Genomic DNA, 19999 nt, shown 5'->3' with positions numbered 1-19999 from the left:
CTTCGGTCAGTTGTCGCGGACGCGCTGCACCGGGTCGACCGGCGGGGCGACCGGCTGCTGCGGAGCCTGCTGCGGGGCGTACTGCTGCTGCGGCTGCGCGTACTGCTGCTGGCCGGCGTGCGGCGGCAGCGGCTGGTGGCCGGCCTGCGCGTCGGCCTTCTCCGCCAGGTCGCGGTCGTCGTCGTGCAGGCTCTTGGTCTCCGCCTTGATGATCCGCAGCGAGCGGCCCAGCGAGCGGGCCGCGTCGGGGAGCCGCTTCGCGCCGAAGAGCAGGATCAGCACGACCACGAGTACGGCGATGTGCCACGGCTTGAGGGCACCCATGGGAAGCTCCAGTCGCTCTGTGTCGAAGGGTGTGTCGCAGCCCATCGTACGTGCGTCGAGAGGCGTTGCCACCCGCCGGGCCACTGCTGGTGGGTCCCGGCCGGTGAAGTCTTGACCACCTCGGAGCGTCCCGTCAACCACCTGGACACGTCCATCCGTGCGCGAAACGGGCACCGATGGCGCAGCGGACGCGCGGTCCACCGACCGCGATCGATCACTTGCCTCGCTTGGCCTTGATCAGTTCCAGTCGCTGGTGGGTCGTCTCGACCTGCCGCTGGAGCGTCTCGGCCCGCTCCTGGAGCACCTCGGCCGTCTCGCGCAGCGCCTCCGCGTCGGCCTGGCGCCGCTGCAGCGCCACCGCCGCCCGGCGCAGCCGGGGCAGCCGCGCCAGCACCGGCCGGACCGCCAGGGCCAGCACGACGAGCGCGAACAGCACCACCGCGAGCACGATCCACTTCACCACGGCGGTCAGCCTACTGGGTGACGGACTCCACCGCCGGGTCGGCCGACTCCGCCGCGCCGCCCAGCGGGGTGGCGTACGCCTCGAGCGCGGCCGCCGCCTGTGCGCGTACCTGATCGGCGAGCTCCGCCGGGGCGACCACGGTGACCTCCGGTCCGAGCCCGAGCACGAAGCGGCGGGCCCAGCCGAGATCGGTCACCCGCAGCGACACCAGCCACTGGTCGCCGTCGCCGTCCTCCACCCGCTCGCACGGGTAGTACTCGGTGATCCACCGCTCCCCCCGGCCGATCCGCACGGTGATCAGCGGCAGGTCCGGGGTGGGACGGAACACCCCGTCGCGGAGGTCGTGCGGGCGGGCCTGCGGCGGCACCACGGCCGGCTCGTCCAGCTCGGTGACCGCGTCGATCCGGTCGGCCCGGAACAGCCGGACCGCCTCGGCGCGGCGGCACCACGCCTCCACGTACGCCCGGCCGTCGACCATCAGCATCCGCAGCGGGTCGATGGTCCGCTCGGTGCTCTCGTCCCGGGCGGCGGTGTAGTAGGTGATCCGCAGCGCCCGGCGGCGCTCCACCGCGTCGCGCAGCTCCCGCACCCGCCGGGTCTCCCCGGGCAGCCGGACCTCCACCGGGGCGCCCACCAGGTCGCCGGCCGCGTTCTCGATCTTCGCGAGGGCCCGTTCAACGGCCTCCCGGTTGGCCACCCCCGGCGTCTCGGCGAGCATCCGCAGCGCCACCACCAGGGCGAGCGCCTCGTCCGGGGTGAGCCGCAGCGGCCGGTCGATGCCGGCGTCGTAGGTGATGGTCACCCGGTCGCCGTCGAAGGCCATGTCGATCAGGTCGCCAGGACCGTATCCGGGCAGCCCGCAGACCCAGAGCAGCTCCAGGTCCTCACGCAGCTGCCGCTCGGTGACGCCCAGGTCGCCGGCCGCCTCGGCGATCTCGATGCCGGGACGGGCCAGCAGGTAGGGCACCAGGTTCAGCAGCCGGGCCAGCCGGTCGGCGGAGGTGCGGGAGGCGCCGCGGGCGGTCGGGCGGGTCACCGGGCACCCCCGGCGACGGCCAGATCGTCGTGCCGGGCGGCGATCTCCTTGAGCCGCTGGATCACCGCGTCGCGGACCTCCGGCGGGTCGAGCACCCGCACGTCCGGGCCGTACCCGACGAGCTGGCCGGCCAGGTGGTCCGGGTCGGCGTACGGCAGGACCAGCCGGTCGCCGTCCGGGCCGGGCAGGCTCTGCACCGCCCAGCGCCGCAGGCCGGCGGCCCGGCCCGGGGCGGCCAGGACGGTGGCCCTGCCGGTCCGCTCGACCGGCCCGGACCAGCGGGCCACGTGGCTGATCAGGTCGACGCCGGCCGGCGGCGCGTAGCCACCGGGCTCGCCGGTCACCCGGACCGTGCCCACCACGCGGGAGAGCCGGAAGCAGCGGGTCGCCTCGCGGTCCAGGTCGTGGCCGACCACGTACCACCGGCCGCGCCAGCAGACCACGCCCCACGGCTGCAGCCGGCGGCGGGTGGGCGCGTCCCGGTCGGGCACCCGGTAGTCGAAGTTGACCTCCCGCCGGTCCCGGGCGGCGGCGGTCAGCGGCGCGAACGACGGGTCGACGGTGACCATCGGCTCCAGGCCGAGGGTGGCCTGCGGGTCCACGTCCACGCCGGCGGCGCGCAGCTTGGCCAGCCCGGAGGAGGCGGCGGCGGCCAGCCCGGCGTGCCGCCAGAGCCGGGCGGCGATGCCCACCGCGGCGGCCTCGTCCGGTTCGAGCGGGATGTCCGGCAGCGCGTACTCCCGGTGGGCGATCCGGTAACCGGGCTCAGCGTCGAAGGCGCTCGCCGTGCCGGTCTCCAGCGGCACCCCCAGCTCCCGCAGCTCGGCCTTGTCCCGCTCGAACTTGCGCTGGAAGGCCTCGTGCTCCTTCGGGTCGTCCGGATCGTGCTCGTAACCGGGCACGGTCGCGGCGATCTGCGCGGCGGTCAGGAACCGTCGCGTGGACAGCAGGCAGATCACCAGGTTGACCAGGCGTTCGGTACGGCTGCGCGACACGCCTGAACGCTAGCAGCCCGCGCGGCGGCCGCGTGCACCCACGCGGGCGCGGCGCGCAGCACACCTTGCCGCGTTCCCGCCGCGCGCCGTCGCCCGGCGGCGTCGACCCCGACCGACTTAGGGTGACCGCATGTCGGAAGGCGAAGTCAAGACCGAGAGCGTCGGCACGGTCGTGGTGGCGGGCTCGGCGAACCTCGCCATCGCGGTGGCCAAGCTGGTCGCCGGCCTGATCTCCGGCTCCGCGGCGATGCTCTCCGAGGCGGCCCACTCGGTCGCCGACACCACCACCGAGGTGCTGCTCTACCTGGCGCTGCGTCGGGGGGCGCGGCCCGCGGACACCCGGCACCCCTTCGGGTACGGCAAGGAGAGCTACGTCTGGGCGTTCCTCGCCGCGTTGTTCACCTTCGTCGCCGGGGCGGGCTTCGCCATCACCCACGGCGTGACCACCATCCTGGTCCACCGGCACAGCGGCGACTACCTCGTCTCGTACATCGTGCTGGCGGTCTCCTTCGCCATCGAGTCGGTGTCGCTGGCCCGGGCGGTACGCCAGGTGCGCAACGAGTCCCGCCGCTGGCGGACCACCCCGCGCCGGTTCCTGCGGCTGACCGCCGACACCACCGTCAAGGCGGTCTTCCTGGAGGACACCGCCGCGCTGACCGGGCTGCTGATCGCCGCGGTCGGGCTCGGCCTGTCGCACTGGACCGGCGACGAGCTGTGGGACGGCCTCGCCTCCATCGCGATCGGCCTGCTGCTGCTGGTGGTCGCCGCGATCCTCGCGCGGAGCAACATCTCGCTGCTGGTCGGCCGGTCCGTGCCGGAGCGGCTGCACCGCGAGATCGAGCGGGAACTCGCCGGCCTGCCCACGGTCGACCGGATCGACACGCTGATGACCATGCTGCTCGGCCCGGAGGACATCCTGGTCGCCGCCAAGGTCGACTTCCGCGACGACGCCACCGCCGCCGACATCGAGGCCGCCGCCGACGAGGCCGAGCGCCGGCTCACCGAGCGCTACCGGGAGATCGGGTACGTCTTCCTCGACCCGACCCGGTCGATGCCCGGCACCGACGGCCGCCGGGCCCGGCGTACTCAGGAACCGGCGGACCAGGAGGTCGACGGCCCCGGCCAGTCCCGACCGGCGCGGCGTCCCGGACCCGCCCATGGCGGACCGGCCGGTCGCGGCTAGCGTGCCGGGCATGGTGCGATGGCGGTCCGGAACGGTCACGGCGGTACGACGGCGGTGGGCCGGCGCGGCGGAACTCGACGTCACCCTGCCCGACGGTACGACGATGCGCGCCCTGGCCTACCCGGAGCTGGTCGGCGACCCGGAGCCCGGCGACCGGGTGCTGCTCAACGCCGGCGCCCTGCTGATGGGGCTCGGCACCGGCGGGTACGCCCTGGTGGTCGCGCTGCCCGACCGGCTGCCGGCGGACCCGCCGCTGGCCGGCGACACCCGCGACGCCGGCCACCTGGTCAAGGCCCGCTACACCCCGCTGCAGCCGATCATGCTCGGGGTCGACGAGGAGGCTTCCCCGCACCACCAGTTGCTGGCCGCGGCGGAGAGCCTGGACGGCCTGCCGGTGGTCACCGCCGACCTGCACTCCGCGCTGCCGGCGATCCTGGCCGGCATCCGCACCGACGCGCCGGACGCCCGGGTGGCGTACCTGCTCACCGACGGTGGGGCGCTGCCCGCCTGGTTCTCCCGCACGCTGGACGGGCTGCGCGACGAGCTGGTCGGCACGGTCAGCGTCGGCCAGGCGTTCGGCGGCGACCTGGAGGCCAGCACGCTGCACAGCGGGCTGCTGGCCGCCCGGCACGTGCTCCGCGCCGACGTCGCGATCGTCGCCCAGGGCCCGGGCAACCTGGGCACCGGCACCCGGTGGGGTTTCTCCGGCGTCGCCGTCGGCGAGGCGGTCAACGCGGTGGCCACCCTCGGCGGGCGGCCAGTGGGCTCGCTGCGGATCTCCGACGCCGATCCCCGGCCCCGCCACCGCGGGGTGTCCCACCACAGCCTCACCGCGTACGGCCGGGTCGCCCTCGCCCCGGCGGAGCTGGTGGTGCCGGACGGCCTGGACCCGGCGCTGGCCGGCGAGGTGGACGTCGCCCTCGCGCCGCTGGCCAGCCGGCACCGAATCGTCCGGGTACCCACCGACGGCCTGGACGCGGCGCTGCGCGCCCTGCCGGTGAAGCTGTCCACCATGGGCCGGGGCCTGGACGCCGACCACGCCTACTTCCTGACGGCGGCGGCCGCGGGCCGGCACGCCGCGAGCCTGGGCGGCTGAGCGGCGGCCGGAGGTCAGCCGACGAGGAAGACGAGGGCGAGCCAGCCCCCGACGATGGCGACCAGCGCGACCGCGAGCACCCAGGTCGGCACGGTGTGCTCGCCACGGCGGTTGCGCGCGATCTCGGCGCGGATCTTCTCGCGGCGGCGCTCGATCCAGTTCAGCTTCTCGGCGCCGCGATCGCGGTCGGAGGGTTCGGAAGTGTTCATCGCGACGCCAGCGTACCGGTGGGCCGGCGGCCGGTGCGCGCGGAGCACCGGCCGCCGGGGACGTCACATGCTGGCGATCAGCCGCTCGACCCGCTCGTCGTACGCCCGGAACGGGTCCTTGCAGAGCACGGTGCGCTGCGCCTGGTCGTTGAGCTTCAGGTGCACCCAGTCCACGGTGAAGTCCCGCCGCTTCTCCTGGGCGTGCCGGATGAACTCGCCGCGCAGCCGGGCCCGGGTGGTCTGCGGCGGGGTCTCCTTCGCCTCGAAGATCTCCGGGTCGGTGGCCACCCGGTCCACCTCGCCACGGCGCTCCAGCAGGCCGTAGAGCCCCCGGCCGCGGCGCAGGTCGTGGTAGGCCAGGTCCATCTGGGCCACCCGGGGATGCGACAGCGGCAGGTCGTGCTTGCGCTGGTAGCGCTCGATGAGCCGGAGCTTGCTCACCCAGTCGATCTCCCGGGCCACCGGGTCCAGGTCGCCGGTCTCCACCGCGCGCAGCACCCGGCCCCAGAGCTCCACCACCCGCTTGGCGGTCTGGTCGCCGCCGCGGCGCTCCACGAACTCGGTCGCCTTGGCCAGGTATTCCTGCTGGATCTCCAGCGCGCTGACCTCCTTGCCGGAGGCCAGCCGCACCTTGCGCCGGCCGGTGATGTCGTGCGACACCTCGCGGATCGCCCGGATCGGGTTCTCCAGCGACAGGTCGCGCATCACCACGCCGGCCTCGATCATCCGCAGCACGAGGTCGGCGGAGCCGACCTTGAGCAGCGTGGTGACCTCGTTCATGTTGGAGTCGCCGACGATGACGTGCAGCCGCCGGTATCGCTCGGCATCGGCGTGCGGCTCGTCGCGGGTGTTGATGATCGGACGGCTCCGGGTGGTCGCCGAGGAGACGCCCTCCCAGATGTGCTCGGCCCGCTGCGACAGGCAGTAGACCGCGCCGCGCGGCGTCTGCAGCACCTTGCCGGCCCCGCAGATCAACTGCCGGGTGACCAGGAACGGGATCAGCACGTCGGCGAGGCGGCCGAACTCCCCGTGCCGGGACACCAGGTAGTTCTCGTGGCAGCCGTACGAGTTGCCGGCCGAGTCGGTGTTGTTCTTGAACAGGTAGATCTCGCCCGCGATGCCCTCGTCGTGCAGCCGCTTCTCCGCGTCGATGAGCAGCCCCTCCAGGATCCGCTCACCGGCCCGGTCGTGGGCGACCAGGTCCACCACCGAGTCGCACTCGGGCGTGGCGTACTCCGGGTGGGACCCGACGTCCAGGTAGAGCCGGGCCCCGTTACGCAGGAAGACGTTGCTCGACCGGCCCCACGACACGACGCGGCGGAAGAGGTACCGGGCGACCTCGTCGGGGGACAACCGTCGCTGCCCCCGGTAGGTGCAGGTGACGCCGTACTCGGTCTCGAGGCCGAAGATTCGCCGCTCCATGATGTGACATTAGCCGCCCGGAGGCCCCGTTCGTCACTGTCACAGCACAGGAGGTGCGGTCCGGTCGATCAAATACCGTCCGAGTACGACATTCCGTCCGGCCGCAGCCCGGCCACGAACGACCGGCAGGCCTCGTAGTCGGGCAGCAGCCCGGACTCGCACGCCTGCGCCAGGGTGGGCGCGGCGTCGTCCCGAGCGGAGAGCTGCGGCGCGTCGGCCGGCCACTCGATCGCCAGGTCGGAGTCGAGCGGGTGCACCGCGTGCTCGCCGGTCGGGTTGTAGGTGGCGGAGCAGAGGTAGCTCAGCGTGGCGTCGTCGGTCAGCGCGCAGAAGCCGTGCCCCAGCCCCTCGGCGAGATAGACCGCGCGGCGGTCGGCGTCGTCCAGCCGGACGCCCTCCCAGCGGCCGAAGGTCGGCGAGCCGACCCGCAGGTCCACCACCACGTCCAGCACCGCCCCCCGTACGCAGGTGACGTACTTGGCCTGGCCGGGCGGGACGTCGGCGAAGTGGATGCCGCGCACCACGTCCTTCGCCGACACCGACAGGTTGCCCTGGGCCAGCCGCAGCGGGTGACCGACCGCCTCGGCGAGCCGGTCGACGCGGTACCACTCCATGAACAGCCCGCGCGGGTCGCCGTGCTGCTGCGGGGTGATCTCCCAGGCGCCCTCGATGCTCAGCGGCCGGATCTTCATCGGGTCACCACCTGGCCGTGCTTCTCGGCCAGCAGGCCGAGCAGGTAGTCGCCGTAGCCGCTCTTGGTCAGCGGCTCGGCGAGCGCCCGTAGCTGGTCGTCGTCGATCAGGCCGGCCCGCCAGGCCACCTCCTCGACGCAGCCGATCTTCATGCCCTGCCGCTCCTCGATCACCCGGACGAACTCGGCGGCCTGCATCATCGAGGTGAAGGTGCCGGTGTCCAGCCAGGCGGTACCCCGGTCCAGCACGGCCACCGAGAGCTCGCCGCGCTCCCGGTACGCCTCGTTGACCGCGGTGATCTCCAGCTCGCCCCGGGCGCTCGGGGTCAGCCCGCGAGCGATCTCGACCACCCGGTTGTCGTAGAAGTACAGCCCCGGCACCGCGTACCGGGACTTCGGCCGGGCCGGCTTCTCCTCGATCGAGAGCACCTTGCCGTCGGCGTCGAAGTCGACCACGCCGTACGCCTCGGGGTTGGCCACCGGGTACGCGAACACCCGACCGCCGACCAGCTCGGTGTTGGCCGCCAACTGCCGGCCGAGGCCGACGCCGTGGAAGATGTTGTCGCCCAGGATCAGCACGACCGAGTCGTCGCCGATGAAGTCCGCGCCCAGCACGAAGGCCTGCGCGATGCCCTCCGGGCGGGCCTGCGTGACGTACTCCAGCCGCAGACCCCACTGGCTGCCATCGCCGAGCAGCCGGTGGAACTGGGGCTGGTCCTCCGGCGTGGTGATCACCAGGATCTCCCGCACCCCGGACATCACCAGGGTCGACAGCGGGTAGTAGATCATCGGCTTGTCGAATACCGGCATCAGCTGCTTGGACACCGCGCGGGTGATCGGCCACAGCCGGGACCCCGTGCCACCAGCGAGAAGGATTCCACGCACCCGGGGAGACTACCGGCACCACCCCGAACCGGACACCGGGGTCGGTTCGACATCCCCGGGCTGTCCTGACGTTTCGCGTACACTTTCGGACCCGTGAGGATCCTCGTCACCGGCGGAGCCGGATTCATCGGGTCGGAGTACGTACGCATGCTGCTGGGGAGGCCCCTGGGCAGCGCCACGGGCGTGCCCGCGCTCGAACCGGCCGCGGTGACCGTCCTCGACAAGTTGACCTACTCGGGCAACCTGGCCAACCTCGACCCGATCCGCGATGACGCCCGGCTGCGCTTCGTGCAGGGCGACATCTGCGACCCCACCCTGGTGGACGAGGTCGTCGCCGGTCACGAGGTGATCGTGCACTTCGCGGCCGAATCGCACGTCGACCGCTCGATCGCCGGCGCCGCGCCCTTCGTCACCACCAACGTGCTGGGCACCCAGACCCTGCTGGACGCCGCGCTGCGGCACGGCACCGGCCGGTTCGTGCACGTCTCCACCGACGAGGTGTACGGCTCGATCGACGAGGGTTCCTGGACGGAGACCTGGCCGCTGTCGCCGAACTCCCCGTACTCGGCCTCCAAGGCCGGCTCGGACCTGCTCGCCCTGGCGTACCACCGCACCCACGGCATGGACGTGGTGGTCACCCGCTGCTCCAACAACTACGGGCCGTACCAGTTCCCCGAAAAGGTCATCCCGCTGTTCGTCACCAACCTGCTCGACGGCGGCACCGTCCCGCTCTACGGCGACGGCGACAACGTCCGAGACTGGCTGCACGTGCACGACCACTGCCAGGGCATCGCGCTGGCCCAGCAGAAGGGCCGCGCCGGCGAGGTCTACAACATCGGCGGCGGCACCGAGCTGACCAACAAGGAGCTCACCGGCCGGCTGCTGGAGGCCTGCGGCGCCGGCTGGGACCGGGTCGTCCCGGTCGCCGACCGCAAGGGCCACGACCGCCGCTACTCGCTGGACATCAGCAAGATCAGCTCCGAGCTGGGGTACGCCCCCAGCATCGACCTGGACCGCGGGCTCGCCGAGACGGTGCAGTGGTACCGGGACAACCGGGCCTGGTGGGAGCCGCTCAAGGCGGCCAGGGCCGGATGACCCGGGTCCTCGTCACCGGCGCGGGCGGCATGCTCGGCCGGGATCTGCTGGCCGTGCTCGACACCCGGGCCAACCTCACCGTGACCGCCGCCGCCCGCGCCGAACTGGACGTCACCGACGCCGACGCGGTCCGCGCCGCCGTCACCGGTCACGACGTGGTGTTCAACACCGCCGCCTGGACCGACGTCGACGGCGCCGAGCAGGCCGAGGCGGCGGCCACCGCGGTCAACGGCGACGCGGTGGCGCACCTCGCCCGGGCGTGCGCCGAGGCGGGCGCCCGGTTGGTGCACGTCTCCACCGACTACGTCTTCCCCGGCGACGCGGCCAGCCCGTACGCCGAGGACGCGCCGACCGACCCGGTCAACGCGTACGGGCGCAGCAAGCTCGCCGGAGAGCGGGCCGTGGTCCGACTCCTCCCCGAAACCGGCTACGTGGTGCGCACCGCCTGGCTCTACGGCGCGCACGGGCCCAATTTCGTGGCGACCATGCTCCGCCTCGCCGGGCAACGCGAGCACCTCGACGTGGTCGACGACCAGCAGGGCCAGCCCACCTGGTCGTACGCCCTGGCCACCCAGCTGATGGCGCTCGCCGACGCGGCGCTGGCCGGTCGGGCCCCGGCCGGGGTCTACCACGGCACCTGCTCCGGCCGCACCACCTGGTACGGCCTGGCCCGCGCCACCTTCGCCCTGGCCGGGCTCGACCCGGACCGGATCCGACCGACCACGAGCGATCGGTTTCCCCGTCCGGCTGCGCGACCGGCGTGCAGTGTGCTAGGGCACGACCGCTGGGCCGCCGCTGGCCTGCCCCCGCTGCCGGACTGGCGCGACACGCTGTCCGACGCCTTCGACTCCGCCACCCCACCCGCCCCGTGGAAGGTCGCATGAAGCTCGCCCTGGTCAGGTACTGACCGGCCTGATCCTGCTCGCCACGATCGTCGAGCTGCTGCGCCGCCGTCAGCTCCGCGAGCGGCACCGCGCGCAGGCCCTCGCCTGGACCGCCGGCGTGGCCGCCCTGGTCGCCGTGACGGCGATCCCGGCGCCGGTGGCGCTGCGGGTCGAGCTGGGCTACACCGTCGGTTCCGTCGTGGGACCGACTCACCGACAGTTTTTTTTGTCTTGACAGGAAAAGTCTCCGGTGCGAGAGTGGTGGCAGACAGAAGGAACAGCGAATCGGCCCACGTCGGATACATACGACCCCATCCAGGGAGAGCGCCATGGAGCTCAGCGTCCACACCTTCGTCAGCCTCGACGGCGCCATGCAGGGCCCGGGCGGGGCCCAGGAGGACCCCAGCAACGGCTTCGCACGCGGGGGCTGGCTCGTGCCGCACAGCGACGCCGGGCAGCTCAACCCGGTCGAGGGGTGGTTCCGGCAGGCCGACGCCATCCTTCTGGGGCGCACCACCTTCGAGATGATGCGTGGCTACTGGCCGCAGGTGACCGACCCCGACAACGTCGTGGCCACCGCCCTCAACACGGGGCGGAAGTACGTCGTCAGCAACACCCTCTCCGACGCAGACGCGGCCTGGGGGAACACCACCGTGCTGCGCGGCGACGTCGTCGAGCAGGTGCGCCGGCTCAAGGAGCAGCCGGGCAGGGAGCTGCAGGTGCACGGCAGCTGGCAGCTGGTGCGCACCCTGCACGACGCGGGGCTCGTCGACACCTACCGGTTGCTCCAGTTCCCCGTCGTCGTCGGTGACGGCAAGCGCCTGTTCGCCGACGGCGCCGCGCCGGCGACCTACCGGATCACCGAGTCGGAGGTGCTGACCGGGGGTGCGGGTGCGGTGGCGCTCACCCTGCGCCAGGCCGGGTTCGGGACCGCCGGCACCGGCGAGTTCATGGTGCACGATGGCAAGGAGGCCATTGCGTGAGCACGGCGAGTCGGAGGGACTCCCGCCACCCGGCGGCCTCCTGAAGGCCGGCCCACGGTGCAGAACCGGCTTATCCGACAGATGTTTCTGTCCTGGCAAGGGAATTCCGGTTGGAGGGTGTTGCCATGTTGGACATCGCTGTGATCGAGGACCCGGCGGCGGCCGAGGCGTCGCTGGACCCGATGCGGGCCCGGCTGCTCGCCGCGCTCGCCGAGCCGGCCTCCGCGACGATGCTCGCCGCCCGGGTCGGCCTGGCCCGGCAGAAGGTCAACTACCACCTCCGGGCGCTGGAGCACCACGGCCTGATCGAGCTGGTCGAGGAGCGCCGCAAGGGCAACGTCACCGAGCGGGTCATGCGGGCCACCGCGGCGTCGTACGTAATCTCGCCGGTCGCCCTCGCCGCGGTACGCCCGGATCCGGCCCAGCCGCCGGACCGGCTCTCCGCGCGGTGGCTGCTGGCAATCGCCGCCCGGCTCGTCCAGGACGTCGGCGCGCTGATCACCGGCGCGGACCGGGCCGGGAGGCGGGTCGCGACCTTCGCGATCGACGCGAACATCCGGTTCGCCTCGGCGACCGACCGGGCCGCGTTCGCCGACGAGCTGGCGGCCACCGTGGCCGGCCTCGTCGGCAAGTACCACGACGAGCAGGCCGCCGGCGGTCGCGAGCACCGGCTGGTGCTCGCCCTGCACCCCACCGCCAACCCACCCGCCAGCACCAGCGAATCGGTCAAGTCCTGACATGACCACACGACAGCCGCCGGCGTCGACCGGGCGTACCTGATCGAGCGGACCGACCGACCACCGCCGCGCTGCGCCCCACGCTCCGCCGCCCCCGGCCGCGCCCGCTGACCGCCGCCCGACACCTCAGCTCGACCGCTCGACAACCCCGTTCGGATCACCGTCCAGAGAGGCTGCGCCATGGGACACCCGTTTGAACTGAGCAAGGACATCGAACTGCCCGCCACCCCGGAACAGGTCTGGGCGGCGATCACCAGCGGTCCGGGTATCGACTCCTGGTTCATGGGCCGCAGCGAGGTCGAGCCGGGCGAAGGCGGCCGGACCCGGTTCGCCATGGCCGGCCACGTCGAGGAGTCCACGGTCACGGCCTGGGAGCCCGGAAAGCGGTTCGCGCACCGGTCCGAGCCGGGGCCGGACGGCACCTTTATGGCCCTCGAGTACCTCATCGAGGGACGCGACCAGGGCGGCGCTGTGCTGCGGCTGGTGCAGAGCGGCGTCCTCGGGGACAACTGGGAGACCGAGTACGAGGCCATGCGGGTTGGCTGGGACATGTACCTGGAGACCCTGGCGGCGTACCTGAGGCACTTCGCCGGCCGTACCGGCACCCCGGTCTCGGCCTTCCGGCCTGGCGCGGGCGACCCGGACCAGGTCTGGGCGGCGGTGGCCGGCGCGTTCCGGCTCACCGGCCCGGTCACCGAGGGCGAGCCGGCCCGGCTCGACCTGCCCGGCCTGCCGCCCATCGACGGGGTGGTGGACCTGGCCGGCCTGCCGACGTACTTCGGCGTACGCACCCCGGACGCGCTCTACCGGTTCATCCACTCCGGTACCGACCGCGGCAACGTCCTCGTCCTCGGGCACCACGTCTTCGCCGCCGACCCGGACCCGGCCCGGACCGAGCAGGCCTGGCAGGACTGGCTGACCCGCCTGCCGATCGGCTGACCCGGCGGCCACCCCGTCGACCCAGGCGAGCGGCCCACCCAGGTCTCCGGGTCGGGTGGGCCGTTCGCCGTACCGGCGCGCATGGGGCGGCAAGCCGTCGTCGTGGCGTACGTCGACTCGCCGCCCTGGAATGGTTTGCCGCCGCCGGGGCGTACCGCCGACTGGGCGGCGTCCGCGCGGCCCGGCGGCCCGCCCGGGCCCGAACACATCAGGGGGCCGGGGAGACCCCGACCCCCTGGGAACCAGGAACCGCTACGCCTCCGGCGTGTCCTCCGACCGACCCTCCAGGTCCGCCGAGCCGGCGGAGGAGGTCGGCTTGTGCCCCTCCTCCGTCGGCACGGTCGGGGTCTTCGCCCGCCCACCGGCCGGCGCGGCGTCGCCCGACGCGTCGCCGTCCAGCAGCGCGGTCAACGCCGCTCCGGTGACCCGCCGGAAGGTACGCCCCACCCGGCGGCGGTCCAGGACCGCCACCTCCAGCTGGTTCGCGGCGATCGTCCGGGAGGCTCCGCCCTCGCCGCCGACGCTGCTCAACGCCTGCACGGCCACCTTCACCGCCTCGCTCAGCGACATCTCCGGCCGGTGCTGCGCCTTGAGCACACCGGTGATCGCCTCGGCCTGGCCGCCCATCGCCATCCGGCCCGGCTCGTCGTTGACCGAACCGTCGTAGGTGATCCGGTACAGCTCGTCGTCCTCCGCGGTGGCGCCGACCTGCGCCACGCAGATCTCCACCTCGAACGGCTTGGACTGCTCGGTGAAGATGGAGCCCAGGGTCTGCGCGAACGCGTTCGCCAGGGCCCGGCCGGTGACGTCGCGCCGGTCGTAGCTCAGACCGTTCAGGTCGGCCATCCGCACGCCGGCGCGGCGGAGGTTCTCGAACTCGTTGTACCGGCCGACAGCGGCGAAGCCGATCCGGTCGTAGATCTCGCTGACCTTGTGCAGGGCGCTGGAGAGGTTCTCCGCGACGAAGAGCACCCCGCCCTCGTAGCTGAGGACCACCGCGCTACGGCCCCGGGCGACGCCCTTGCGGGCCAGCTCGGAGCGGTCGCGCATGATCTGCTCGGGCGAGGCGTAGAACTGCATGGCCACGGCGGCGGTTCTCCTTCGGGCGCTGTGCTGACGACTGCTGACAGGTGAGGTGGGAGCGGGGTCAGCCGCCTGGGTTCTCCATCCGGCCGGCGACGATCGCCTCGGCGATGGTCGCCGTCTCGGCGTCGGTGAGCCGGCGGGTGCCGTCGGCCGTCGCCGTCATCACCACCGGGTAGATCCGGCGGGTCAGGTCCGGCCCGCCGGTGGCGGTGTCGTCGTCGGCGGCGTCGTAGAGCGCCTCGACGGCCAGGCGGGCCGCGTCGTCCACGGACAGCCCGGCCCGGAAGCGCTTCTTCAGCGCCGACTTGGCGAAGAGCGAGCCGGAGCCGATCGCGTCGTAACCGGTCTCCCCGTAGGGGCCGCCGGTGACGTCGAAGCTGAAGATCCGCCCGGCCCGCGCCGGGTCGCCGACGGCCAGGTCGAAGCCGGCGAAGAGCGGGATGACCGCGAGCCCCTGCATGGCCGCGCCGAGGTTGCCGCGGATCATCGAGGCGAGCCGGTTGGCCTTGCCGTCGAGCGAGAGCATCGCGCCCTCGATCTTCTCGTAGTGCTCCAGCTCCACCTGGAACAGTCGCATCAGCTCGATGCCGATGCCCGCGGTGCCCGCGATGCCGACCAGCGAGTACGCATCGGCCGGGTGCACCTTCTCGATGTCGCGCTGGGCGATCAGGTTGCCCATGGTGGCCCGCCGGTCGCCGGCCATCACCACGCCACCGGCGGCCGCGATGGCCACGATGGTCGTCGCGTGCGGCGCCATGTCGGCGGCCATGCCCGGCGGCAGCGGCCGTCGGCCGGGCAGCATCTCGGGGGCCACCTTGCTCAGGAACGAGGTGAAGGAGGACGTCCCCGCGTTGGTGAACACATCTGGTAGACGCCCGGATGGATCAAAACCCGCTGCCACGTGGTTCCTCTCAGGTACGTGATCGCCCTGGCCAGCCTCGTGGGACTGTCACGGAACTGGCCAAGACCACCGTTGCAGTTGAAGCAGAGTATCCCGCGCACCCATCCGGTGCGGTGATCGTGGTCCAGGTGTTGCGGGTCGACGCCGCCGCAGATGGCGCAGACGCCGCCCTGTTCGGCCAGGAACTCGTCGAACTCCTCCTGCCCCACCCCGTAACGCCGCCGCAGGTGGTACTCGCGCGTCCCGCCGTAGAGTCGCTGCGCGTCTCCCTGCCTCGGGCATTATGGCAGGGTTTGCAGCAACTGTGTCGGCCGCTGGCCTTGGTGGCGGTACTGGGGAAGTCCTCCGCCGGCTTTATCTGCTCGCAGTCCGGGCACCACTTCAGACCCCCGGCAACCGGCGTCGGCGACTTCCGCTGAGGAGAGATGCCGCGCCTGCGGCGACTCGCCTCGGACCGGGCGGTCGCGCACGCCTTGCAGTAGAAGGCGAGCCCATCCACTCGTCGGCGGTCGCGGTGGAACTCAGTGAAGGGGAGGGCCCGCGTGCACTGCGGGCACATCTTGTCCGACCCTTGGGGAATCGGACATATGCCTCACTGGCCCCCTTTTTGCACATAACCCCTCACGAACTCCTCGGCGTTCTCCTCGAGGACGGAGTCGATCTCGTCGAGCAGGTCGTCCACGTCTTCGGTGATCTCGGCGTGCCGCTCGGCGACCTCCGGGTTCGCCTCGGTGGTGACGTCCTCGATCTCCTCGCCCTGACGGGCCTTGCCCGACTGCGACTGCCCGCCGCTGTCACGAGTGGCCATGGCTGCCTCCTCCACGATCGTCTGCGATGAACTTACCTCGCTTGAGCGACGAAAAGCCCGTCGCGCGCCGGCTTGCGGCACACGACGGGCGTCCGTCGGCGGCGCGTCAGCCGCCGGTGAGGGTTTCCAGCAGGTCCTTGGCGCTCTCGCACCGGTCGAAGAGCGCCCCGACGTGCTTGCGGGTGCCCCGCTCCGGCTCCATCATCGGCACCCGGACCAGCGACTCCCGGCCGACGTCGAAGATCACCGAGTCCCAGCTGGCCGCGACCACCTCAGAGGCGTACTGGGCCAGGCAGCGGCCCCGGAAGTAGGCCCGGGTGTCCTCCGGCGGCTCGGTCATCGCCCGCCGGGTCTGCTCGTCGTCCAGCAGAGTCTTCATCGAGCCCCGGGACACCAGCCGGTGGTAGAGGCCCTTCTCCGGGCGGACGTCGGAGTACTGCAGGTCGACCAGTTGCAGCTTGTGCGAGCCCCAGCCGAGCTTCTCCCGCTCCCGGTAACCCTCCAACAGCCGCAGCTTGGCCACCCAGTCCAGCTCGTCGGCGCAGAGGAAGGCGTCCCGGCCGAGCCGGTCCAGCACGCTCTCCCAGCGGGCCAGCACGTCCTCGGTCTGCTCGTCGACGTCGCTGCCGTACCGGTCGTCCACGAAGGATCGGACCCGCTCCAGGTAGGCCCACTGCACGTCCAGGGCGGTGAGCCGGCGGCCGTCACGCATCCGCATCAGGTGCTTCAGGGACGGGTCGTGGCTGACCGCGCGCAGCTCGCTGACCGGGTCGGCGATGCCCAGGTCGGCACCGAGCGCCTTCTCCTCGATCATGGTGAGGATCAGCGCGGTGGTGCCGACCTTGAGGTAGGTGGAGATCTCCGACAGGTTGGCGTCGCCGATGATGACGTGCAGCCGGCGGTATTTGTCGGCGTCGGCGTGCGGCTCGTCCCGGGTGTTGATGATCGGTCGCTTGAGGGTGGTCTCCAGGCCGACCTCGACCTCGAAGAAGTCGGCGCGCTGGGAGATCTGGAAGCCGCTCTGGCCGCCGTCCTGTCCGATGCCTACCCGGCCGGCGCCGCAGACGATCTGCCGGGTGACGAAGAACGGCGTCAGGTACGCCACGATGTCGGCGAACGGCGTCTGCCGCCGCATCAGGTAGTTCTCGTGGGCGCCGTAGCTGGCGCCCTTGTTGTCGGTGTTGTTCTTGTAGAGGTGGATCGGGTGGGTGCCCGGAATGGTGGCGGCCCGACGGGACGCCTCGGCCATCACCCGCTCCCCCGCCTTGTCCCAGCGCACCACGTCCAGCGGGTTGGTCACCTCCGGAGTGGAGTACTCCGGGTGGGCGTGGTCGACGTAGAGCCGGGCGCCGTTGGTGAGTATCACGTTGGCCAGGCCGAGGTCCTCGTCGGCGAGCGCCTCGGCCGGGTCGTACGCGGCTCCGGAGTAGGTGAAACCGCGGGCGTCGCGCAGCGGCGACTCCTCCTCGTAGTCCCAGCGGGCCCGGCCGCCACGGTTGAGTTCCGGGCGCGCTCCGTACGCGTTGACCACCTGGGAGGAGGTGACCATCGGGTTGGCTCCGGCCTGGCCGGGCACGGAGATGCCGTACTCGACCTCGGTGCCCATGATCCGTCTAACGCTCATCGATCTACCCGCTCCGCTCGCCTCACCCGGTCCGCCGTCACGTCGAGCGTAGTCGCCGTCACCAGGGAAGGGGGCACGCCGGCCCAGCCGGCGATGGTGTCGGGGTTCGGGCGCCCGGCGCGGCGGGCGGGTTGCCGGGCGTGCGGGGAGCGTCGGAGGGCGCCACCGCGCACTCGGGGACGGTGACGCTGACGGCGCTCACCCGGTGGCGCAGCAGCGGGCCGGCCTCGATGCCACCGCTTGACCCGCCGCTCGGCCCCGTGGTCGGCGGTGACGAACCGGATCGGACCGCCGACCCGGCGGACGGTCAGCGCGGTCCGGCCGGGCTCGAGGAAGGGCAGGTGCAGATGCCGGGCTCGGTGCGGGCGCTGGCGCCCTGGAGCGCGGAGAGGCAGAACGATTCGAGGTAGGCCCGGTACGGCCCCCGGTCGAGCACGATGGTGGTGGTGCCCGGCACGTCGGGGTGGCGCTGCTGCGCGTCGGCGCAGACCCAGGCCACTCTGGACGGCACGGTGAGGTCCTGGTGGACCCAGCGCTGCGCCCGGGTCTTCCTGTCGGCCAGCAGCGGGCTCGGATGCCATCCGGTGACCCCGCACAGCGCCACCGCGACGGTCATGGTGAGTGCGGCGGCGGTGGTCGTGGCCACGCCGGGCACGGCCCGGGCGGGCGGGGCGCGGGCAGCAGCCGGACCACTCCCGCGGATCCTCGACGGGGTCGACAACGCGGTGACCGGAGCCTACCGACCGGGCCCGCGACGCGTCGCGTCGCGGGCCCGTGCCGTCGGTCCGATCAGAGGTACTGGCCGGTGTTGCTGGCGGTCTCTATCGACCGGCCGGCCTCCGCGCCCTTGCCCCCGGAGACGAGCGTGCGGATGTAGACGATCCGCTCGCCCTTCTTGCCGGAGATCCGGGCCCAGTCGTCCGGGTTGGTGGTGTTCGGCAGGTCCTCGTTCTCCCGGAACTCGTCGACGCAGGCGTCGAGCAGGTGCTGCAGCCGCAGCCCCTTCCGCCCCGAGGTGAGGAACTCCTTGATCGCCATCTTCTTGCCCCGGTCGACGATGTTCTGGATCATCGCACCGGAGTTGAAGTCCTTGAAGTAGAGGACTTCCTTGTCGCCGTTGGCGTAGGTCACCTCGAGGAAGCGGTTCTCCTCGGTCTCCGAGTACATCCGCAGCACGACCGCGTCGATCATCGCCGCCACGGTGGCCTGAGGGTCGCCGCCGTGCTCGGTGAGGTCGTCCGGGTGCAGGGGCAGCCCGGCGAGGATGTACTTGGAGAAGATGTCCTTGGCCGCCTCGGCGTCCGGACGCTCGATCTTGATCTTCACGTCGAGCCGGCCGGGACGCAGGATCGCCGGGTCGATCATGTCCTCCCGGTTGGAGGCGCCGATCACGATGACGTTCTCCAGCCCCTCCACACCGTCGATCTCGCTGAGCAGCTGCGGGACGATGGTGTTCTCCACGTCGGAGGAGACGCCGGAGCCACGGGTACGGAAGACCGAGTCCATCTCGTCGAAGAAGACGATGACCGGGGTGCCCTCGCCGGCCTTCTCCCGCGCCCGCTGGAAGACCAGCCGGATGTGCCGCTCGGTCTCGCCGACGTACTTGTTGAGCAGCTCGGGACCCTTGATGTTGAGGAAGAAGCTGGTGTGCTTCTCCTCACCGCGCCGCTCGGCGATCTTCTTCGCCAGCGAGTTGGCCACCGCCTTGGCGATCAGCGTCTTTCCACAGCCGGGCGGGCCGTAGAGCAGGATGCCCTTCGGCGGGCGCAGCTGGTGCTCGCGGAACAGTTCGGCGTGCAGGAAGGGCAGCTCCACCGCGTCGCGGATCTGCTCGATCTGGGACTGGAGGCCACCGATGTCGCCGTAATCGACGTCGGGGACCTCCTCCAGGACCAGCTCCTCGACCTCGCTCTTCGGGATCCGCTCGTACGCGTACGCCGAGCGGGGCTCGATCATGAGCGAGTCGCCGGCCCGGATCGGCGAACCGATCAGGGTGTCGGCGAGGTGCACGATGCGCTCCTCGTCGGAGTGCGAGACCACCAGCGCCCGGTCACCCGGGCCGCCGTCGGGACCCGCCAGGATCTCCTTGAGCATGACCACCTCGCCGACCCGCTCGTAACCGAACGCGTCGACGATGTTGAGCGCGTCGTTGAGCAGGACCTCCTGGCCGCGCCGCAGCTCGGCGGCGTCCAGCGAGGGCGAGACGGCGACCCGGAGCTTGCGTCCGCCGGTGAAGATGTCCACCGTGCCGTCGTCGTGCCGCGCGAGGAAGACGCCGTAGCCACTCGGCGGCTGGGCGAGACGGTCGATCTCCTCCTTGAGCGTCACGATCTGCGCGCGAGCCTCCTTGAGGGTGCTCACGAGCCGGTCGTTGTTCTCGGTGAGCCGCGCCAACTGTGCCTGGGTGGCCGCCAGCCGCTCTTCGAGCTGCCGGACGTGTCGGGGGCTTTCGGTCAACTTGCGCCGCACCAGAGCGAGTTCCTCTTGAAGGAACGCGACCTGCGTGGAGAGATCGTGGGCCTCCTTCTCCCACCGTGCGGCGCGCGAGTCCGCGTCGTCGCTGCGTGCCACGTCCCACCTCCCCGGGGGGCTTGAACGTTCTGCCCTAACACTAGCCGCAATGAGGCCGATTCGGTCC

At 72.2% G+C, this 19999-nt stretch carries 23 protein-coding genes; 8 read left to right on the top strand and 15 right to left on the bottom strand.

What is annotated here, in order from left to right:
* Positions 1-6 precede the first annotated feature (6 nt).
* From tatA to ACLQ2U_RS16475, 4 genes are all read right to left on the bottom strand, one after another.
* Complete coding sequence (tatA, locus tag ACLQ2U_RS16490; RefSeq protein ID WP_425751526.1) at positions 7-324, bottom strand: Sec-independent protein translocase subunit TatA; 318 nt, start codon at positions 322-324, stop codon at positions 7-9.
* A 214-nt stretch (positions 325-538) separates the two neighbouring features.
* A complete protein-coding gene (locus tag ACLQ2U_RS16485; RefSeq protein WP_425751525.1) occupies positions 539-787 on the bottom strand; it encodes a hypothetical protein in 249 nt (82 codons plus the stop codon).
* A gap of 10 nt (positions 788-797) precedes the next feature.
* A complete protein-coding gene (locus ACLQ2U_RS16480) occupies positions 798-1823 on the bottom strand; it encodes a helix-turn-helix transcriptional regulator (protein WP_425751524.1) in 1026 nt (341 codons plus the stop codon).
* On the bottom strand, positions 1820-2818 hold the full coding sequence (locus ACLQ2U_RS16475; protein WP_425751523.1) for a helix-turn-helix transcriptional regulator: 999 nt from the start codon (positions 2816-2818) through the stop codon (positions 1820-1822). The genes ACLQ2U_RS16480 and ACLQ2U_RS16475 overlap by 4 nt, the downstream gene beginning before the upstream one ends.
* A gap of 130 nt (positions 2819-2948) precedes the next feature.
* On the opposite strand from ACLQ2U_RS16475, the gene ACLQ2U_RS16470 reads away from it, so the two are divergent.
* Positions 2949-4001 carry a cation diffusion facilitator family transporter gene (locus tag ACLQ2U_RS16470; protein WP_425751522.1) on the top strand — a complete coding sequence of 351 codons (1053 nt, stop codon included), beginning with the start codon at positions 2949-2951 and terminating at the stop codon, positions 3999-4001.
* Positions 4002-4011: 10 nt separating this feature from the next.
* The gene (locus ACLQ2U_RS16465) at positions 4012-5097 is read left to right on the top strand and encodes a DUF3866 family protein (protein WP_425751521.1); all 1086 of its coding nucleotides are present in this window, start codon (positions 4012-4014) and stop codon (positions 5095-5097) included.
* Positions 5098-5111: 14 nt separating this feature from the next.
* Here the strand turns inward: ACLQ2U_RS16465 and ACLQ2U_RS16460 are convergent, their stop codons facing one another.
* From ACLQ2U_RS16460 to rfbA, 4 genes are all read right to left on the bottom strand, one after another.
* Positions 5112-5306, bottom strand: a complete 195-nt coding sequence (locus tag ACLQ2U_RS16460) for a hypothetical protein (RefSeq protein WP_425751520.1) — start codon at positions 5304-5306, stop codon at positions 5112-5114.
* Positions 5307-5369: 63 nt separating this feature from the next.
* A complete protein-coding gene (gene pafA, locus ACLQ2U_RS16455; RefSeq protein ID WP_425751519.1) occupies positions 5370-6728 on the bottom strand; it encodes a Pup--protein ligase in 1359 nt (452 codons plus the stop codon).
* A gap of 68 nt (positions 6729-6796) precedes the next feature.
* Positions 6797-7420, bottom strand: coding sequence for a dTDP-4-dehydrorhamnose 3,5-epimerase family protein (locus ACLQ2U_RS16450; RefSeq protein WP_425751518.1), 624 nt, complete (start codon positions 7418-7420; stop codon positions 6797-6799).
* Positions 7417-8304 carry a glucose-1-phosphate thymidylyltransferase RfbA gene (rfbA, locus tag ACLQ2U_RS16445; RefSeq protein WP_425751517.1) on the bottom strand — a complete coding sequence of 296 codons (888 nt, stop codon included), beginning with the start codon at positions 8302-8304 and terminating at the stop codon, positions 7417-7419. The genes ACLQ2U_RS16450 and rfbA overlap by 4 nt, the downstream gene beginning before the upstream one ends.
* 93 nt (positions 8305-8397) lie before the next feature.
* On the opposite strand from rfbA, the gene rfbB reads away from it, so the two are divergent.
* The 5 genes from rfbB to ACLQ2U_RS16420 all read left to right on the top strand — a co-directional run bounded on the left by rfbB (position 8398) and on the right by ACLQ2U_RS16420 (position 12942).
* Positions 8398-9399: a dTDP-glucose 4,6-dehydratase gene (gene rfbB / locus ACLQ2U_RS16440; RefSeq protein ID WP_425751516.1), complete on the top strand. Its 1002-nt coding sequence runs from the start codon at positions 8398-8400 to the stop codon at positions 9397-9399.
* Positions 9396-10283, top strand: a complete 888-nt coding sequence (gene rfbD / locus ACLQ2U_RS16435) for a dTDP-4-dehydrorhamnose reductase (protein WP_425751515.1) — start codon at positions 9396-9398, stop codon at positions 10281-10283. The genes rfbB and rfbD overlap by 4 nt, the downstream gene beginning before the upstream one ends.
* Before the next feature lie 329 nt (positions 10284-10612).
* The gene (locus ACLQ2U_RS16430) at positions 10613-11266 is read left to right on the top strand and encodes a dihydrofolate reductase family protein (protein ID WP_425751514.1); all 654 of its coding nucleotides are present in this window, start codon (positions 10613-10615) and stop codon (positions 11264-11266) included.
* Between the two features lie 125 nt (positions 11267-11391).
* Positions 11392-12003, top strand: coding sequence for an ArsR/SmtB family transcription factor (locus tag ACLQ2U_RS16425; protein WP_425751513.1), 612 nt, complete (start codon positions 11392-11394; stop codon positions 12001-12003).
* A gap of 180 nt (positions 12004-12183) precedes the next feature.
* A complete protein-coding gene (locus tag ACLQ2U_RS16420; protein ID WP_425751512.1) occupies positions 12184-12942 on the top strand; it encodes an SRPBCC family protein in 759 nt (252 codons plus the stop codon).
* Positions 12943-13194: 252 nt separating this feature from the next.
* Here the strand turns inward: ACLQ2U_RS16420 and prcA are convergent, their stop codons facing one another.
* The 3 genes from prcA to ACLQ2U_RS16405 all read right to left on the bottom strand — a co-directional run bounded on the left by prcA (position 13195) and on the right by ACLQ2U_RS16405 (position 15138).
* Positions 13195-14028 (bottom strand): proteasome subunit alpha, encoded by an 834-nt coding sequence (prcA, locus tag ACLQ2U_RS16415; protein ID WP_425751511.1) that lies wholly within the window; start codon positions 14026-14028, stop codon positions 13195-13197.
* Positions 14029-14089: 61 nt separating this feature from the next.
* Positions 14090-14929, bottom strand: a complete 840-nt coding sequence (prcB, locus tag ACLQ2U_RS16410; protein WP_425751510.1) for a proteasome subunit beta — start codon at positions 14927-14929, stop codon at positions 14090-14092.
* The gene (locus ACLQ2U_RS16405) at positions 14848-15138 is read right to left on the bottom strand and encodes an endonuclease VII domain-containing protein (protein WP_425751509.1); all 291 of its coding nucleotides are present in this window, start codon (positions 15136-15138) and stop codon (positions 14848-14850) included. Before ACLQ2U_RS16405 ends, prcB begins: the two co-directional genes overlap by 82 nt.
* Between ACLQ2U_RS16405 and ACLQ2U_RS16400 the strand changes: the two genes are divergently transcribed.
* Complete coding sequence (locus ACLQ2U_RS16400; RefSeq protein WP_425751661.1) at positions 15043-15348, top strand: hypothetical protein; 306 nt, start codon at positions 15043-15045, stop codon at positions 15346-15348. The genes ACLQ2U_RS16405 and ACLQ2U_RS16400 overlap by 96 nt on opposite strands.
* Before the next feature lie 173 nt (positions 15349-15521).
* Here the strand turns inward: ACLQ2U_RS16400 and ACLQ2U_RS16395 are convergent, their stop codons facing one another.
* The 4 genes from ACLQ2U_RS16395 to arc all read right to left on the bottom strand — a co-directional run bounded on the left by ACLQ2U_RS16395 (position 15522) and on the right by arc (position 19932).
* Positions 15522-15737 carry a ubiquitin-like protein Pup gene (locus ACLQ2U_RS16395; protein ID WP_074477166.1) on the bottom strand — a complete coding sequence of 72 codons (216 nt, stop codon included), beginning with the start codon at positions 15735-15737 and terminating at the stop codon, positions 15522-15524.
* Between the two features lie 106 nt (positions 15738-15843).
* Entirely contained in the window at positions 15844-17361 is a 1518-nt protein-coding gene (gene dop / locus ACLQ2U_RS16390; protein WP_425751508.1) for a depupylase/deamidase Dop, read from the bottom strand.
* A gap of 307 nt (positions 17362-17668) precedes the next feature.
* Positions 17669-18007: a hypothetical protein gene (locus ACLQ2U_RS16385; RefSeq protein ID WP_425751507.1), complete on the bottom strand. Its 339-nt coding sequence runs from the start codon at positions 18005-18007 to the stop codon at positions 17669-17671.
* Positions 18008-18150: 143 nt separating this feature from the next.
* Entirely contained in the window at positions 18151-19932 is a 1782-nt protein-coding gene (arc, locus tag ACLQ2U_RS16380) for a proteasome ATPase (protein ID WP_425751506.1), read from the bottom strand.
* Positions 19933-19999: the final 67 nt, after the last annotated feature.

The organism is Micromonospora sp. DT47 (genome assembly GCF_049844475.1).
In the GTDB taxonomy this organism is placed as follows: domain Bacteria; phylum Actinomycetota; class Actinomycetes; order Mycobacteriales; family Micromonosporaceae; genus Micromonospora.
This window is presented reverse-complemented; position numbering and strand designations above follow the sequence as displayed.